The sequence below is a fragment of the Dyadobacter alkalitolerans DSM 23607 genome, from assembly GCF_000428845.1.
GTDB classification, from domain to species: Bacteria; Bacteroidota; Bacteroidia; order Cytophagales; family Spirosomataceae; genus Dyadobacter; species Dyadobacter alkalitolerans.
Map to the genome: position 1 here is coordinate 84109 of NZ_AUAS01000006.1, position 16866 is coordinate 100974.

General features: G+C 45.9%; 15 protein-coding genes. 7 read left to right on the plus strand and 8 right to left on the minus strand.

The genetic code is table 11. The features are described from left to right. Nucleotides 1-75: 75 nt before the first annotated feature. Together G395_RS0113635 and panD are read right to left on the minus strand one after the other, a co-directional pair. On the minus strand, nucleotides 76-1113 hold the full coding sequence (locus G395_RS0113635) for a lysylphosphatidylglycerol synthase transmembrane domain-containing protein (RefSeq protein ID WP_026630552.1): 1038 nt from the start codon (nucleotides 1111-1113) through the stop codon (nucleotides 76-78). A gap of 46 nt (nucleotides 1114-1159) precedes the next feature. After that, on the minus strand, nucleotides 1160-1510 hold the full coding sequence (panD, locus tag G395_RS0113640) for an aspartate 1-decarboxylase (protein WP_026630553.1): 351 nt from the start codon (nucleotides 1508-1510) through the stop codon (nucleotides 1160-1162). A gap of 192 nt (nucleotides 1511-1702) precedes the next feature. Between panD and G395_RS0113645 the strand changes: the two genes are divergently transcribed. Further along, nucleotides 1703-3175: a Gfo/Idh/MocA family protein gene (locus G395_RS0113645; protein ID WP_026630554.1), complete on the plus strand. Its 1473-nt coding sequence runs from the start codon at nucleotides 1703-1705 to the stop codon at nucleotides 3173-3175. Between the two features lie 206 nt (nucleotides 3176-3381). On the opposite strand, the gene panC is transcribed toward G395_RS0113645, so the two are convergent. Continuing rightward, nucleotides 3382-4224, minus strand: coding sequence for a pantoate--beta-alanine ligase (gene panC / locus G395_RS0113650; protein WP_026630555.1), 843 nt, complete (start codon nucleotides 4222-4224; stop codon nucleotides 3382-3384). Nucleotides 4225-4429: 205 nt separating this feature from the next. Here panC and G395_RS0113660 point away from each other — a divergent pair, with 205 nt between their 5' ends. From G395_RS0113660 to G395_RS0113680, 4 genes are all read left to right on the plus strand, one after another. After that, nucleotides 4430-5236, plus strand: a complete 807-nt coding sequence (locus tag G395_RS0113660) for a glycogen/starch synthase (RefSeq protein WP_026630556.1) — start codon at nucleotides 4430-4432, stop codon at nucleotides 5234-5236. A gap of 221 nt (nucleotides 5237-5457) precedes the next feature. Beyond that, a complete protein-coding gene (gene glmS, locus G395_RS0113665) occupies nucleotides 5458-7296 on the plus strand; it encodes a glutamine--fructose-6-phosphate transaminase (isomerizing) (protein WP_026630557.1) in 1839 nt (612 codons plus the stop codon). 140 nt (nucleotides 7297-7436) lie between these two features. Then, complete coding sequence (gene gldD / locus G395_RS0113675; RefSeq protein ID WP_026630558.1) at nucleotides 7437-8021, plus strand: gliding motility lipoprotein GldD; 585 nt, start codon at nucleotides 7437-7439, stop codon at nucleotides 8019-8021. Nucleotides 8022-8094: 73 nt separating this feature from the next. Beyond that, nucleotides 8095-8811 (plus strand): hypothetical protein, encoded by a 717-nt coding sequence (locus tag G395_RS0113680; protein WP_026630559.1) that lies wholly within the window; start codon nucleotides 8095-8097, stop codon nucleotides 8809-8811. Here the strand turns inward: G395_RS0113680 and G395_RS0113685 are convergent. Then, the gene (locus tag G395_RS0113685) at nucleotides 8808-9605 is read right to left on the minus strand and encodes an SDR family NAD(P)-dependent oxidoreductase (RefSeq protein WP_035361324.1); all 798 of its coding nucleotides are present in this window, start codon (nucleotides 9603-9605) and stop codon (nucleotides 8808-8810) included. The two genes, G395_RS0113680 and G395_RS0113685, sit on opposite strands and share 4 nt — an antisense overlap. 40 nt (nucleotides 9606-9645) lie before the next feature. After that, nucleotides 9646-11364 carry an IlvD/Edd family dehydratase gene (locus G395_RS0113690; protein WP_026630561.1) on the minus strand — a complete coding sequence of 573 codons (1719 nt, stop codon included), beginning with the start codon at nucleotides 11362-11364 and terminating at the stop codon, nucleotides 9646-9648. A gap of 151 nt (nucleotides 11365-11515) precedes the next feature. Between G395_RS0113690 and G395_RS0113695 the strand changes: the two genes are divergently transcribed. Further along, the gene (locus G395_RS0113695; RefSeq protein ID WP_229204167.1) at nucleotides 11516-12730 is read left to right on the plus strand and encodes a serine hydrolase; all 1215 of its coding nucleotides are present in this window, start codon (nucleotides 11516-11518) and stop codon (nucleotides 12728-12730) included. Between the two features lie 3 nt (nucleotides 12731-12733). Here G395_RS0113695 and G395_RS0113700 read toward each other — a convergent pair whose 3' ends face one another. Next, nucleotides 12734-13126, minus strand: a complete 393-nt coding sequence (locus tag G395_RS0113700; RefSeq protein ID WP_026630563.1) for a MerC domain-containing protein — start codon at nucleotides 13124-13126, stop codon at nucleotides 12734-12736. A 249-nt stretch (nucleotides 13127-13375) separates the two neighbouring features. Between G395_RS0113700 and G395_RS0113705 the strand changes: the two genes are divergently transcribed. Continuing rightward, nucleotides 13376-13786, plus strand: coding sequence for a Fur family transcriptional regulator (locus G395_RS0113705; RefSeq protein ID WP_026630564.1), 411 nt, complete (start codon nucleotides 13376-13378; stop codon nucleotides 13784-13786). On the opposite strand, the gene G395_RS0113710 is transcribed toward G395_RS0113705, so the two are convergent. Both G395_RS0113710 and G395_RS0113715 read right to left on the minus strand, forming a co-directional pair. Beyond that, nucleotides 13787-14341, minus strand: coding sequence for a hypothetical protein (locus G395_RS0113710; RefSeq protein WP_026630565.1), 555 nt, complete (start codon nucleotides 14339-14341; stop codon nucleotides 13787-13789). It lies immediately after the preceding gene. A 35-nt stretch (nucleotides 14342-14376) separates the two neighbouring features. Further along, nucleotides 14377-16698: a TonB-dependent receptor gene (locus G395_RS0113715; protein ID WP_026630566.1), complete on the minus strand. Its 2322-nt coding sequence runs from the start codon at nucleotides 16696-16698 to the stop codon at nucleotides 14377-14379. Nucleotides 16699-16866: the final 168 nt, after the last annotated feature.

Here is a 16866-nt window from a genome sequence, read left to right on the forward strand (position 1 = left end):
ATCGGTGTAAGGATTTTTGTAATGTTAGTACGATGTCATACGCGCTTTTGATATAACCGGACTACAAAACAGCCATTAATTTTCAATCGGGACCTGATTCTTTTCGGAAACCGATTTTTTGTTCTGAACTAAAACGTATAGGAATGCCAGTGCGCCGATAATGAGCATAAAAATCATTTGCGCACCATGAATAAACGTAGCCAATGTAATGCCGTCATTTTGAGATAAACCATACAAAATCATCACGTTACCAACAAGCAAATGATAAGCTCCGATGCCGCCTTGTGTGGGTGCGGTCATACCAATGGCGCCTACAACCAACAATGTCAAGCCAGCCAATGGTCCCAGATTCGAAGTCTCAGGAATGCAGAAAAACAGCACATAGGACACGAAATAATAGAAAACCCAGATGCCGATCGTGCTAAGAATAAATAATCCCGGACTCTTTAATTTGCGAATGCTCAAAAACCCATCAAGCATTCCTTTTGCGAACGTGACGATCTTCTGGATCAATGCATTCTGCTGCAAACGGTCTCTTAAGGCGACATTTTTATAAACCGCAATGCCCGCAGCAACCACCACAACCATGCCCGTAACCAAAATCCCCGCCAGGATTCCAGTCCCTGTGCTGCCGCCTTCGCCGCCTGAAACTTTACTTTGGAAAAAATCAGTGAAAAATTTGCTGAGGCGATCAAATTCGAGAATAAAATTCAAACCGATCATGATGAGCAGGATCAGCACATCGAATATACGTTCCGCGACAACGGTCCCAAAGCTAAGGTTGACGGGAATGCGTTCCAGCCTGTATAACGTGCCGCAACGCGTTACTTCGCCCATTCGGGGCACAATGTAATTGGCAAAATAACCGGTTAATACGGAGATAGAACTATTGAAAAGTCCGGGTTTGTGGCCCAGCGGCTCCATCAGCATGCCCCAGCGCCAGGCTCTCGTTACGTGTGCGCAAAGCAGTAAAAAGCAGGATAATGCTATCCATCGCCAGTCCGATTTGGCAAACCTGTCCAGCATTTCTGCGAAGTTGATGTCTTTAAAGACAAACCAGATCAGGCCGCCTGCCAGCGCAAGCGAAATGATGTAACGTAAAGCGCTTTTCATAGCTGTTTAAAGAATTTTGAGAACCCGCAAAGAAAAGAAGTTTGACCTACACCACAAGATGATTGTTATGATCCGGAAACACGACCATTGGCTTGAATGTCCTGGCCTCTTCCTGGCTCATGGAGCCGTATGCAATGATAATGATGATGTCGCCGATCTGAACCCTGCGTGCCGCGGCACCATTCAGGCAGATCATTCCGGACCCTCTTTCACCCTTGATAACGTACGTTACAAAGCGCTCTCCGTTATTGTTATTGACAATGTGAACTTGTTCATTTTCAACCAATCCGGCAGCGTCGATAAGATCTTCGTCGATGGTGATGCTGCCTACGTAATTCAACTCCGCCTGAGTCACCTTAACCCGGTGAATCTTCGATTTCATGAGTGTTATTTGCATTACCAGGTAATGTAAGTCGGGAATTTATTAATGTCCTTATTCACCCCAAAGTTAAGGGAATAATATACAGCCTTCAAAACATCGGCGTTATGGTTACGGTTCCCATTCACAAATGCAGGGGCTGCAAGTAATTATTATGACAAGTATGCTTTAAACAATATTATCCACTTTATCTTTTCACTATCAAATCAGATGCGTTCAGAAAATAAACCGAAGGATGTGAAGCGCCGGGAGTTTTTGCAAAAAACGACGGCAGCAGCGATTGGAAGCTTTTTTATTGTGCCACGGCATGTGCTGGGCAAAGGCTTCGTGGCACCAAGTGACAAATTGAACATTGCGGGAATAGGGGTTGGCGGAAAGGGTTTTTCAGATACAAATAATGCATGGAATAAAGGTGCCGAAAATCTGGTAGCACTTTGCGACGTGGATTGGAACCAGGCCAAAAAGAATTTTGAGCTGCACCCGACTGCAAAAAAATACAAGGACTTCAGAAAGATGTTTGATGAAATGGAAAAGGACATAGACGCCGTAACCGTTTCCACAACCGACCATATGCACGCCATTATCGCGATGGCAGCCATGCAGCGCGGCAAGCACGTGTATGTGCAAAAGCCATTGACGCACGACATTTACGAGGCGCGTATGCTCACTGAAGCAGCACGTAAATATAAAGTCGTAACGCAAATGGGCAACCAGGGCGCTTCCAACCCTGCGCAAACCCAGATGAAAGAGTGGTTTACCAAAGGTCTGATCGGCAATGTGCACGAAGCGCATGTCTGGACCAACCGTCCCGTATGGCCACAAGGAATTCCGGTTCCAACCGAAAAATTCCCTGTTCCTGCAGACATTGACTGGGAACTTTGGGTTGGATCGGCTGAATGGGTTGATTACAATCCGGCGTGGCATCCATTCAAATGGAGAGGCTGGTGGAATTTCGGAACGGGTGCACTAGGCGACATGGGTTGCCACCTGATCGACCCCGCTTTCCGCACATTAGGATTGGGTTATCCAACCGAATTAGAATGCAGCGTAGGACAAGTTTTCATCAAAGACTGGACGCCCGAATACATTCCCGAAGGCTGCCCGCCATCATCGAGGGTTCAGCTTAAATTCCCTGCAAACAAGATTAACAAATCCGAAGTAACATTAACCTGGCACGACGGCGGCCTACGTCCTTTCCATCCGGACATTATCCCCGCCAACGATCCGCTTGGTGAGCCAGACAGCAGCAATGGTGTTTTGTTAATAGGGCAAAAGGGCGTAATGACTTGCGGGACTTATGGTATTAACCCAAAAGTTTACCTGAACGACGGTACGAAGCTGGAATACAAGCAGGGTGATTTTGGAAACAAATACACACCAATGCCAGAATTCGGTCACCACGTCTCCTGGACAGACGCCTGCAAAGCCGGTTTCAACAGCAAAGAACACAAAGCATTAACCTCATCATTCGACTACGCCGGCCCATTGACCGAAACCGTCATCATGGGCAACCTCGGAATCCGTAGCTATAACCTGCGCACAGCGAAAGCAGACGGCAAAGGATTTGACTATCCAGGTCGGAAGAAATTGCTTTGGGATGGTAATAATATGAAGATTACCAATTTCGACGAGGCGAATCAGTTTGTGAAGAGGAAGTATCGTGGGGATTGGAAGTTGTCGTAAAGGGGGAGGAGTTTTATGTCGGCTGGGCTGACCCGGTCAGCCTGAGTTAACCAAACCCTGTCAGCCTGAGCCAATCAAGCCCTGTCAGTCTAAGGCAATCAAGCCCTGTCAGCCTGAGCCAACCAAGCCCTGTCAGCCTGAGCGGAGACGAAGGCGCGCTACCGTACAAGTAACGCGCCTTCGTCTCCGCTCAGGCTGACAGGGTTTTAAAACACAACATTATCAATCAACCTTACCGGCCCTAAAAACGCCGCAACGCAAATAGCATTCGTCCCGGCAGCACCAACAGTGGCAATTGGCTGCAATGTCTTCACATCCGCCACTTCAAAATAATCAAGCTTAAACTCTGGGATAGCATTAAATGCATTGCTAGCAGCGGAAACGGTTTCTGTAATGTCCTTTCCTGCCAGCAAACTTTGCTTTGCTTCTTCCAAAATCCTGTAAATATGCGGAGCAATGTTGCGTTCGGCGTCATTAAGCCTGCGGTTGCGGGAGGACATGGCCAGGCCGTCGGTTTCCCTTATGGTGGGGCAGACGATCAGTTCCAGGTTAAACGCAAGGTCTGAGACCAGCCTTTTAATGATGGAAACCTGCTGCAAATCCTTTTGTCCAAAATAAGCGCGGTGCGGGCTTACAATGTGAAAGAGCTTGGAAACGACTATGCCGACACCATTGAAGTGTCCTGGTCTTGAAGCCCCTTCCATCACACTTTCCAAAGTGCCGAAGTTGATCAGTAAGGACGACTTTTCAGGATACATTTCGTCTACGGAAGGCGCGAAGACGGCAGTGCAGCCTGCTTGTTCAAGCATAGCACAATCTGCTTCTAACGTACGCGGATATTTGAGCAGATCTTCCGGGTTATTAAACTGCGTAGGGTTAACAAAAATACTGGCGACCGTAACGTTATTCTCTTTGATAGATGCGTCAACGAGTGAAATGTGGCCTTCGTGCAATGCGCCCATAGTGGGAATTAGCCCAATGGTTTTTTGCTCTGAAAGTTGTTGATCGAGGAAACTGCGCAGGCCTTTGATTGAAGTAAATACTTCCATTGAAAAAGTGGAATCAGAGGGAGTAATCAAACCGCAGCGGATGCTTTTCTGTCATGTGAGCAACTATCTGTGGGCGATGAAAAAATTTGGAATGGGAATTCCCAAACTGAGCGCAATATGACATTTAGTTTGGAATATTTTTTGATTTTGCCATTTTTTTTGTATAATTTTGCAAAACTTTTTTTCACAAACTGCTGAAACATCTATGGAGAAACTACGAATTTTGTATGTAGCCAGTGAAATCAACCCTTTCCTCCAAACCACCGATGTTGCCGATTACGTTAGGAAACTTCCTCAGGCAATGCAGGAACGAGGTGCAGAAATCAGAATTCTTGTTCCCCGTTTTGGTCTTATCAATGAACGCAAAAACCGGCTTCATGAAGTAGTTCGACTGTCAGGAATAAATATTACCGTAGGAGATGAAGAAAAGCCTTTGATCATCAAAGTTGCTTCTATCCCTAATGCGAAGTTGCAAGTCTATTTTATCGACAATGATGATTATTTTCACCGCAAATCGGTGTTCTTTGATAAGGAGAATAACTTTTACGATGACAATGATGAGCGCGCGATCTTCTTCTGCAAAGGTGTATTGGAAACCGTTAAGAAACTGGGCTGGGCTCCTGACGTAGTGCATTGCAACGACTGGATGACTGCTTTGATTCCATTGTATCTGAAAACCACTTACCGCAACGATCCGATGTTTAAGGATACGAAAAGTGTGTTTACGGTGCATAACAATGCTTTTGACTATAAATTTGACGCAGATTTACATAACAAAGCGAAAGCAATGGATGTAAGTGATGAAGCTTTGGCTCATTTGCGCTCCAACGACTTTGAAGGATTTGTTAAAATTGGCTGTGCATACGCGGACGCTGTTTTGAAAGCGGACGATCATTGCAGCGAAAGTCTGAACCAGATTTTCAACAATGCGCCGAAACGTGTTGAGCTTGACGAACAGGATGAGAAGTTCTCGGAATCATATTACAATCTTTATACGGATCTGATGAACTGATCCCGGACATATCACTGAAAATGATGGCGGCCGTAATGGTCGCCATTTTTTTTGTACTAATCGTAAAAATCGCGGAATCGGATATTTACGATGTGTTCGAGCACTCATATGAAATTGGATAATTTTTAGTAATTAATTATAATATAGCTTGTTAAGCATTCCTGATTGCTATTTATTTGCACTGTATCATTTAACATACACTCAATTTAAATTCTTAAAATATGTGTGGAATTGTAGCTTACGTGGGAGGCAGAGAAGCTTATCCCTTAATTCTCAAAGGTCTTAAAAGGTTGGAATACCGCGGTTATGATAGTTCCGGAATTGCCTTGCTGGAAAATGACAAATTGGATATTTATAAGAAAAAAGGCAAAGTATCCGACCTCGAAAGTGAGCTTGCTTCCAAACATCTTACCGCCACAATCGGCATCGGGCACACGCGCTGGGCCACACACGGGGAGCCAAATGACGTAAATGCGCACCCGCATTACTCCAATAACCGCCGGCTTTCCATCATTCACAACGGCATTATAGAGAATTATGCTTCGATCAAACAAAATCTGGTCACAAAAGGGCATAAGTTTCTCAGCGATACAGACACAGAAGTTCTCATTCATTTTATAGAAGACATTCAGCAGGAGACGGGCGGTTCGCTGGAATCTGCTGTGAAACACGCGCTGAAAGAAGTCGTGGGCGCTTATGCAATAGTGGTGATGTCACTGGATCATCCGGGACAACTTATTGCAGCAAGAAAAGGGAGCCCGCTGGTAATTGGCATTGGAGAAGATGAATTTTTCTTTGCTTCCGACGCCACGCCGATCATCGAGTATACCAAAGATGTGGTTTACCTGGATGATTATGAAGTTGCTGTGATCAGCGAAGGCCGGTTAAGCATTCAAAATCTGGATAACACGGAAACGATTCCTTATATCCAGAAGCTGGAAATGGAGCTGGAAACCATCGAAAAAGGTGGTTATGACCATTTCATGATCAAAGAAATTTTTGAACAGCCGCGTTCCATCGCCGACAGTATGCGTGGAAGATTGCGTGCGGACGATGCACACTTGCAATTAGGCGGGCTGGCAAATTATCTTGATAAACTGGCAGAAGCAGACCGCATTGTAATCGTAGGCTGCGGCACTTCCTGGCACGCAGGTCTCGTAGCAGAATATCTTTTCGAAGAATTGGCAAGAGTGAACGTAGAGGTCGAATACGCCTCCGAATTCCGTTACCGAAATCCGGTTATCAATGAAAAGGACATCGTTATAGCCATTTCACAATCCGGTGAGACTGCGGATACATTGGCTGCCATAGAGCTGGCTAAGTCAAAGGGCGCGACGATATTCGGTGTTTGCAATGTCGTGGGTTCTTCCATCGCCCGTGCAACGCACGCAGGCGCTTACACACACGCAGGGCCGGAAATCGGGGTGGCGAGTACGAAAGCATTCACGGCCCAGGTGACAGTGCTAACTTTGATCGCTATTGCTACTGCGAAGCGCAAAGGCACAATATCCGAAGAGACTTACCGCCAACTGCTCATTGAGCTGGAAACCATTCCTGCGAAGGTGGAAAAAGTGTTTGAGAACGCTAATAAGATCAAAGAGATCGCATTTATATTCACCTATGCACGCAACTTTATTTATCTCGGGAGAGGTTTGAATTTCCCGGTGGCGTTGGAAGGCGCTCTCAAATTGAAAGAGATTTCCTATATCCACGCCGAAGGTTACCCTGCCGCAGAAATGAAGCACGGGCCTATCGCGCTCATCGACGAGGATATGCCGGTGGTTTTCCTGGCAACGAAAGATGGTTCTTACGAGAAAATCGTTTCCAACATTCAGGAAGTGAAGGCACGGAAGGGAAGGGTTATTGCCATTGTTACTGAGGGCGATACGCTCATTCCAGGCATGGTCGATTTTGTGATCGAGGTGCCTAAAACTCACGAGTTACTAACCCCGTTGGTTTCGGTAATTCCGTTGCAATTGTTGTCTTACTACATCGCTGTTATGCGCGGCAGGAATGTGGATCAGCCCCGGAATCTTGCGAAATCAGTGACTGTAGAGTAATATTTGATTTATGATCTTAAAAAAGCGAAGTTGTCTTAATGGCAATTTCGCTTTTTATTTTGCACAAACCTTTGTAGGAAATAATGTAATGTTGTTTTCGTTAAGTTTGCGCGTTCAGTTTTATAAAAGAGATCATTTCAATGTATAAAAAAATACTGCTTTTCTCTGTCATATGCATTATATCAGCCGCATGCAGTAAAAAAGAAGCCAGTTATGTTCCTAAGCCTAAGGGTTTTAACAGAGTGGATCTGCCGCCGCATACTTATCAAAAACTGACGCAGGAGCATCCCTATACATTTGAATTTTCTAAATACGCAGAGGCTGTTCCTGATACATTTGCAACGGCAGGTAAACATTGGATCTTCATCAATTACCCTCAGTTCAAAGCCAACATTCAAATCACTTATAAGGACGTTGCCAATAATCCTGCATTGCTGAAAGCTTACATTGACGACTCTTACAAGCTTGCCAGCAAGCACCAGATCCGCGCTTCGGCCATTCAGGAACAGCGCGTTTTGAGCAAGACTGGGAAAACGGCCATTTTGTTTAAAATAGAAGGCGACGTGCCCAGCCCTTGCCAGTTTTATACTACGGACAGTACAAAACACTTTATGCGCGGCGCTATATACTTTCCGACTGCCACAAAAAACGATTCGCTGGCGCCTGTCATCGATTATTTGCAAAAAGACATGATCCAGCTTTTGAACACATTGGACTGGAGATAAAAATCTAAAAGGCTTTGTTGCTGAATGTGCAAGGCTGTATCTTTGAAGTTCGGACCTCAACAACTGAAACACTATGGCTAAAAAGCAACCAAAGAACCAGCTACTTCTCGATTTTTCGGTGCGTGGTAACCGGATCGTCCTGCATCTTGGTCAGGTGGAGAGCCAGCGGTTGGCTGATGCGCTTTTTGAGGGATTGGTAAATGGAGATTGGATGATAGAGCCTGCGGGAGCGGTTGCGGACATTTCTTATGCGCAGGACATTGTACACCAGATAGGTCACAAACTGCCATATCCTGAGGGAATTAAAATTGCCCAGCTGCATAATGTGGATCCGAATTTCAAAGGATTTTCTGCAATATATCGTCAAAAAGGATGGGTGTTTGTCAATGCCGCTTCGGAGATAAATGAACGTAATTATCACATTCATTTGCTGACCGTGTCACTAGGTTTGCATACATTATATACGAATACAACCTCACTGGCAGCGCGTTCTGAGCGATTGATATTTGAAGCCTTGCTTCCTTTTGAAGAAGTAGAAAGCTTTTTCAGAAATGACATTTCAAAAATCCCTGATTTCCTGGCTGCTGACATAGCCAATTTCTTCAAAGTCCCGTTCCCAATGGTGCTGAAAAGAGCGTTGACTTTGAAAATCATCACAGATGCTCAGTATCGGACATTCATGACGGTTATTCCCGTCGCCTCTTCCAAGCCCCGTGAGCTTTTTGTTTCGCCGGATGGCAATATTGATGACCTGGAAGCACAGCTGTTTTCACAGGGAATGGAAGATTAATCCTTATTTACCTGCAGGTTACTCAGGTCGGGTAGGGGGCTTACCGAAGTCCAGCCGCCGTCCACGACGAGGCTTTGCCCTGTAATGTGCCCGGAATGCGGGGATAACAGGAATAGGGCAGCATTAGCAATGTCTTCACAAATCGCCGGGCGGCCCATAGGTGTGATCGCAGACCACATTTTCGGATAAGTCGGATCTTCGGCCAGTGTCCTTTCGGTCAATGTTGCGCCGGGGGCCACTGTGTTAATGGTGATGCCGTGCGGGGATAATTCCAGCACGAGATTTTTTGCCAACATTTCCAATCCTGCCTTTGTCATCGCATATGCGCCTAAAAACTGGTGCGCCTGATGGCCCACAACCGAAGACATCAGCAATATTCTGCCACCCGCTTTTTGCGCACGCATTTTCCGGGCTGCGGCTTGTGTAAGCAAGAAAGATCCCATCAGATTCACTTCCAGGACCTTTCTTAAATTTTCTTCCGGATAAGTAAAAAAGTCGCCGAAGAGCGTAATGCCTGCATTTGCAACCACAATGGAAAGTTTTCCAAAGCATTTAACAGCCTCTTCCACCATTCCATCGATCACTTCAACTTTGGAAGCATCGCCTGCAAATGCAACACATTCGCCTTCCATACTCCGTATTTTGCTCGCAGCTTCTTTGGCGAGGTCCTCGTCAAAGTCATTCAAAATCACGCAAGCTCCCTGTGACGCGAGTTGTTTTGCTATCTCATACCCGATTCCCTGTCCTGCTCCCGTTACGATCGCTACTTGATCATCAAATAATTGGCTGCTCATTATAATGTTATGATTTTGAAAGGGCGTTACTCAGCCTGACTTAATGCGAATCTCTTGATACTTTATCTCCGGATCCTCCAACCAGAAAATCGAGATCAGCACCTTCGTGCGCCTGCATGACGTGATTGATATGCAAATTCACATAACCCCGGTTATAGCCCATTTCCAACGGTTTCCAGAATTTGGCGCGTTCTGCAAGTTCCTCGTCCGACACTTCCAGATTTAGTTTCCTGTTTTCAACATCCAGCTCAATATAGTCGCCGTCCCTGACCAATGCGAGCGTTCCGCCCACAGCCGCTTCGGGTGAAATGTGCAAAACAACCGTTCCAAATCCGGTCCCGCTCATGCGCCCATCTGAAATCCGCACCATATCGATCACCCCCTGAGCAAGCAGTTTTTTCGGTAATGACATATTTCCTACTTCCGGCATTCCGGGATAGCCTTTCGGGCCTACATTTTTAAGAACCAGAATACTGTTTTCATCCACATCCAGGTCCGGATCGTCAAGGCGCGCTTTATAATCGTCAATATCTTCAAATACGATTGCCCGTCCACGGTGTTGCATCAGTTCCGGTTTCAATGATGCCGAGGGTTTGATCACCGCACCATTTACGCAAAGATTACCTCGCACAACAGCCAATCCGGTAAGGTCTTTAACGGGCTCTGCCAGCGTAGCGATCACTTCCGGATCGAAGCATTCGGCCGTGGCACAGTTCTCCGCCATTGTTTTCCCGTTCGCTGTAATCACATTCTGATGCAGCAATCCGAGCATTTCTTTTATTACAACAGGCAAGCCGCCTGCATAGTAGAAGTCTTCCATGAAATAGCCGCCGGAAGGCTGCAAATTAAGCAGTAGGGGCACCTTCGCACAAAGCGCATTAAAATCATCCAACGAAAGATCAACACCGATCCGACCTGCAATGGCAAGAAGGTGTATGACAAAATTCGTCGAGCCGCCAATGGCCGCATTGAGCATAATAGCGTTTTCAAAAGCTTCTTTCGTTAATATCTGGGACAGGCGCAGATCCTCGTGCACCATCTGCACAATCCTGCGACCCGACAAATGAGCAAGCACTTTTCTGCGCGAATCCGCTGCCGGGATAGCCGCATTTTCGGGTAGGGTAAGCCCTAATGATTCCACCATACAAGCCATCGTGGAAGCGGTTCCCATTACCGCACAATGTCCGTTGCTACGGCACATGCAAGCTTCTGAGGTAGTAAACTCTTCCTGTGAAAGTTCACCTTTGCGGTACATTTCACTGAACCGCCAGATGTCACTCGTGCCAATGCTTTTGCCCCTGTAACGACCTGTGAGCATTGGCCCGCCTGAAACTACGATTGTAGGAATATTTACACTGGCAGCACCCATGACAAGCGATGGCGTGGTCTTATCACAACCACAAAGCAGCACAACGCCGTCAACCGGGTTGGCACGGATCGATTCTTCCACATCCATGCTCGCCAGGTTCCGGTATAGCATGGCCGTGGGTTTCATTAATGTTTCGCCTAGCGACATAACCGGAAATTCAACCGGGAAGCCTCCTGCTTCCCATACGCCCCGTTTTACCGATTCTGCCAGTTCCCGAAAATGACCATTACAAGGCGTTAATTCCGAAAATGTATTGCAAATGCCGATTACCGGTCGTCCGTCGAATTCATCTGCCGGGTAACCCTGATTTTTCATCCAGGCCCTGTATATAAATCCATCCTTACCGGACTTTCCGAACCATCCGCGGCTGCGCAATTTATTTTCCTCCATTATTTCGCCCATGTTTATATTCAAATAAGTAAAGGCCGCTGGCAGTAAAATATAATTCCATTAACCCTTTAAAATAAATATTGTATCTTCGTTTTACACGTGCCCGGGGATTTCCATGATTTTGTTACGAGGTTATAAATTGTTGCTATACTTGCTCTTACCATTGGTTTCGTTACCTTCCACCGCACAATTTCAGGCCGACAACTTTATTGAAAAATTACTGAAAAAGCATCCCGATAGATTTGCCGAGCTCCTTAAAGATCCCGATAAATACCAGATCCAGATCCTCTACACGAAGATTGACAGAAACCGCAAAAACGAGCCGCATTTCACCACGCACCGCTATCAGGTTGATAATTCAAACTACTTTTATCCGGCGAGCACCGTCAAGCTTCCGGCTGTTGCGCTGGCTTTTGAAAAACTGAACAAACTGGGCATTAATAAGGATACACCCATGTTTACAGGAGCAGAGCGTCCCGAGCAGACGGCTGTAAAATCAGATTCAACCTCTGAAAATAAGTTGCCATCCGTTGCGCATTATGCCAAGAAAATCCTCCTGGTAAGCGACAATGATGCATTTAACCGGCTGTACGAGTTTATCGGACAGGAAGAGTTCAACGATTCTCTGCATAAAAAGGGCTTCACCAATGTAAGGATCACGCACCGGCTGGATTCACCCATAGGACCTGAAAACAACAGATATACCAATCCGGTCCGGTTTGAAAAGGATGGCAAGGTGGTTTTTGAGCAGCCGGCGAAATATGCGGCAAAAGAACTGAAATCGTCTACGCCTATTCTGATAGGGAAGGGTCATATGAAGGACAATGTGCTGGTGAATGAGCCTTTTGATTTTTCAACGAAAAACTACTTTGCGCTGGAAGATCAGCATCGGTTGTTAAAAACCCTATTCTTCCCTGAGCAGGTGCCCGCCAGCCAGCGGTTTAATCTTACTCCCGAAGATTATCGTTTTATGTATCAGTATATGTCCCAATTCCCGGTTGAGACAAGCTTCCCGGAACATTATACGGACGATTACTATGACGGTTATGCGAAATTTCTGCTATTTGGGGCGACTAAAACGCGGTTACCAAGGCATATCCGGCTTTTTAACAAGGTAGGCGATGCCTATGGCTTTCTGCTGGATAACGCCTACATCGCAGATTTTGAGAAGGGAATTGAATTTATGCTGACTGCCGTTATCTATTGCAACGAAGACCAAGTCTTCAATGACGACAAATATGATTACGAGACGGTTGGGTTTCCATTTATGACCAACCTCGGTAAAACTATTTTTGAGTATGAGGTAAACCGGAAAAGGGCCAACAGGCCCGATCTGAGCCGGTTTGAAGTCGAGTACGACAAATAAAAGCTAAGAAACTTTCCACTTCATCTTAGGAGCGATCTGACAGATGTACAGATTGATCAAATGTCCTACGATCAGCAATCCCGAGCCAATGTAACCCAGCCAGGTGAATACAGGATGTGCCGCTTCGAAAATCAATGATACCGAAAACAACGCCAATGCTCCCCATAAGATCGTCCTTACAGCAATTGATTTATGGTTTTTCGTTGCGTAAAAGACGGCAACGCCGTTAATCAGAATAAAAAGATAATCAAGGGAAACCAATCCGGCGTGGTGGTGATGCGAAGACATCGCGGTGCCGAATGCCAGTGCAGGCATCAGCAGGCAATGCACGATGCACAACACAGAACCCAGGATTCCGATATAATCTGCTTTGCTATGTGAGTGTTCTGCTTTCATCCTATATACAATAATGTTGCAAAAATAAACCTATCTGGCATCACTTGCAACAGAGTTGCACAATTATTTTTGTGATCAGTCGGTTCTTCATTTTTGCATTACCCAAATCCCTTTTGAAATTGTTACACTTAGAACTTAACTTTGACGGGAAAGGTTTTATAAAAAACGTACCTGGTATGGAATGCCCGGTATAGAATGCCCGGTATGGAATACCCGTAACGGGATTCCAAAAATCAATTATTGGAAACAATGGATCAGTTAAGAGAAACATTGAAAGGGCATCATCTGCGGACGACAACATGCCGTGAAGATGTACTTTCGACATTTATAAGTAAGAAAAATGCGTTGTCCCATGGTGATCTGGAAGGGGCGCTTGGCGAAAACTATGATCGGGTGACCATTTACCGAACATTGAAAACCTTTCTTGAAAAAGGCATCATTCATAAGGTGCTGGACGATGAGGGATTGCGCTATGCATTATGCTCGCACAATTGCTCGGAGGAAAAACATCATCACGACCATATCCACTTTAAATGCAGTGAATGTGGAGAAACCAATTGTCTTGAGAATCTACACATTCCTGCCGTTCAGCTGCCAAAGGGTTATCACCCTGAAAATTTCAACCTGTTGATCCAGGGAGTTTGCCCGAAGTGCGGTTAATTACTGCACTTTCAGGTTAAAATCAAGATTTACATCGTCGCTTCCAGGTCCTGGCGTTCCATTCTTAGTGTCAGGCTGGTGACGCAGCTGAACTTTCAACTTTCCTAATCCTGCTACAGTAGTCACTGCTTTTCCGGTTAACCCAATTGGAAAATTATTCTCATCCTTATCACTATAAGTATAAGTAAGCAATGCGGATGGTGAAGGCGTGTACACAAATAAATGCTCGTCCGACTCCTCAGCAACTTCCTCCGTAATGTTATCCGCAGGCGTTTTGCTCTCGTCCAGTAACTCAATGGCCACCGTATAAGTTTTGTTGGGTTTCAACGCAATGGTATCGAATTGAGTTGGTGCATTCCCACCGTCACCATCGGCATCTTTGTACGAAAATGATTGGACATTGGTCGTTCCGTCCTCTGTAAATTTCAATGTTACGGAAGTGATCAATTCGTTTTCGTCGTCGATCTGGACATCATCGCCGGCATCTTTGCATTGGGTAAAGGAAACGGTCGCAGCCAGAAGCAGCATCCAGGAAATTTTACGGTTCATTTTCATAGGTAAAGTATTTATGTAATTGAGTAAAAAAGATCTCACGCACCAAACTTCCATTTCAGGCGCAACGATGCATTGCGGCCCATGTCATCCGCGTAATATCTGAACCGGTTCAAATAGTCGCGGTAAGCCACATTGAAGAGATTTTGAACAGACAATCCGACTTCGAGCTGCTGTTTTTCGGAAATATTGAATGTCGTTCCCATTTGTACATTCCACAACGAATAGGCCTTGGGCGGCGCCAGAAAGTCACTAGCCGGCGGCACACGCTTCTGCTGTGCTACAAATAAATTTCCGATGGAAAAATAAGCCTTATGCCATTTGGCATCTTCCGGCAGTTCATATTTGATCTGATTATCGATCCTGTTGGCAGGAATTAATACCAGATAATTGTCGTTCCGCCGATCATAAACACGCAGATAGCTCAACTTGCTCGAAACAGTCGTGTGTTTCATAAACTCCCAGGTCGCCGAAAGGTCTATGCCTTTGAAACTGGCGTCTGTTTGGGTGTATTTAAAATATGGAAACGCGCCCCGAACGGTTAAAATTGGCTCGGCTTGTGGTTTCAGGTAAATAAAATCTGAGATAATGTTGTAGTAACCGCCGATTTCCGCTGTAAACTTCGGGCTTGCATATTTTACGCTGGCAATGCTATTAAGCGCCTTTTCTGCGTTTAATGTGGCGTCGCCTTTCTCAAAAGCAGCAGCGCCATGATGCACGCCGTCGCTGAACAGTTCACTCACATTAGGCGCACGCCATGCCGTTCCGAAATTGAGTCTTGCCGAGAATTTTTCTGAAAAATTCCGGGTTGCACCCAGTGTTCCGGAGAAATTGGCGAATGTGAAATCATGCGATACTTTCTCACGGTTCACGATCCGGAAAGACGTCAGTGAGCGATAATCGTAACGCGCGCCCGCTTCCAGTTCCCAGCCATTGGTCACATATCGCTCCATCCAGAAAAACCCAATGTTGAACTGATTGAAGTTGGGGATCAGCGGCCGGCCATCCATTAGGTTAAACTGGTATAATGTGCTGATTCCGAGCTGCCCGGCAAGTTTTCCGGCAATGGGCTTATGATCCCAGACTACATCATTGGTTAATGTGGTCAGTTTAAATGTCAGTTCGGGATGGTTCAGGGCTGCTATGGAGTCATTTCTGGGGCGGTGCAGATCAAATTCGTTCCTATCGTTCAATTGCCGCGCAATGGTCCATTGAAATCGGTTGCCATTTTGAAAATGATAATGTGTCTCCGCCTTCATGAGCTCATGGCTCACATTCTGGTTAGGCCGGCCAATGTTATAGCTAAAACCCGATTTAATAAACGGCTCGCCATTCTCAATCACACTTAACAGGTCCGTAACGCTGCCAATGTGAGATCCGGAAAATATACCGATCTGCGTATCGAAGCGGCTATAAAAGACATCAATTCCTAAGCCCTTATGCCGGTAACCCGCTGCAAGTGAGAAGTTTTTCTCGCTGATGCCCGTATTATCCAGGAAATAATCGGGCGTCCGGATATTTCCGCCTCTTTTCACAGTTCCCTGCGCCCGCCAGCCAAAACCTTTGAAACCCTTAATGCTGCCTTGCAATGTTCCCGACAAAACGCCTTGCCTGCCATTGGTAAAACCAACTGCGTTCACTTCGCCGCTTAATGTTTTATCAAAAGGAAGCTCCTCCGGCTCCACGAGAATTACGCCGCCGATCGCATCCGAGCCGTAACGTACACCCGCAGCGCCTTTTACAACCGATAACCGGGTTGCTATGAAAGGGTCAATTTCGGGTGCGTGCTCGGAACCCCATTGCTGGCCTTCCTGCCGCACACCATTGTTCATGATCAGGATCCTGTTGCTATGGAGGCCGTGAATGACAGGTTTTGATATCGACGAGCCCGTTTGCAGGGATGTAACGCCGGTCATTCCTTTTAAACTTTCTGCCAGATTTTGCCCGCGCGTTTTGTCAAGATCGGCTCCTGTAATGGTCGATAACGGTTGCGAGCTTGGCGCATCGGTCCTGTGTGCCGTGATCTCAACATCCTTTAAATGCACCTCCTGTTCCAGCAAATTGAAGTTTTCTTCATGACCAGCAGTTAAATCCAGCTTTTCACGGAAAGGATTGTAACCAATGATCCTGCATTCTAATGTATAAGCGCCAGGACAAAGATTCCGCAGCTCGTACCGCCCGTTCTCATCTGTAAAAACACCGCTGTTTTGTCCAACTATCAGGACCGTGGCGCCAACAATCGCCTGCCCGGTGTGCTGATCCTTCACCACTCCCTTTACAAAACAAGCGCAATCCTTGGTCTGGGCATGTGCAATGAAGGAGGTAAGAAATAGAAGGAGAACAGTGGCAATCCGTTTCATGTCAGCACTTTATGCCTTAAAAGAGAAGTTTGTGTAACATTGAAGTGTTACAATGTTGCAAAAATATGTGTTTTGCAACTGCGTTGCAAATAAAAGCTTTAACAATTTTCGGATTTTAACGGCGATTTAATAGCTGAAACGTAAATTTGCGTCACATTTTATGCCCTG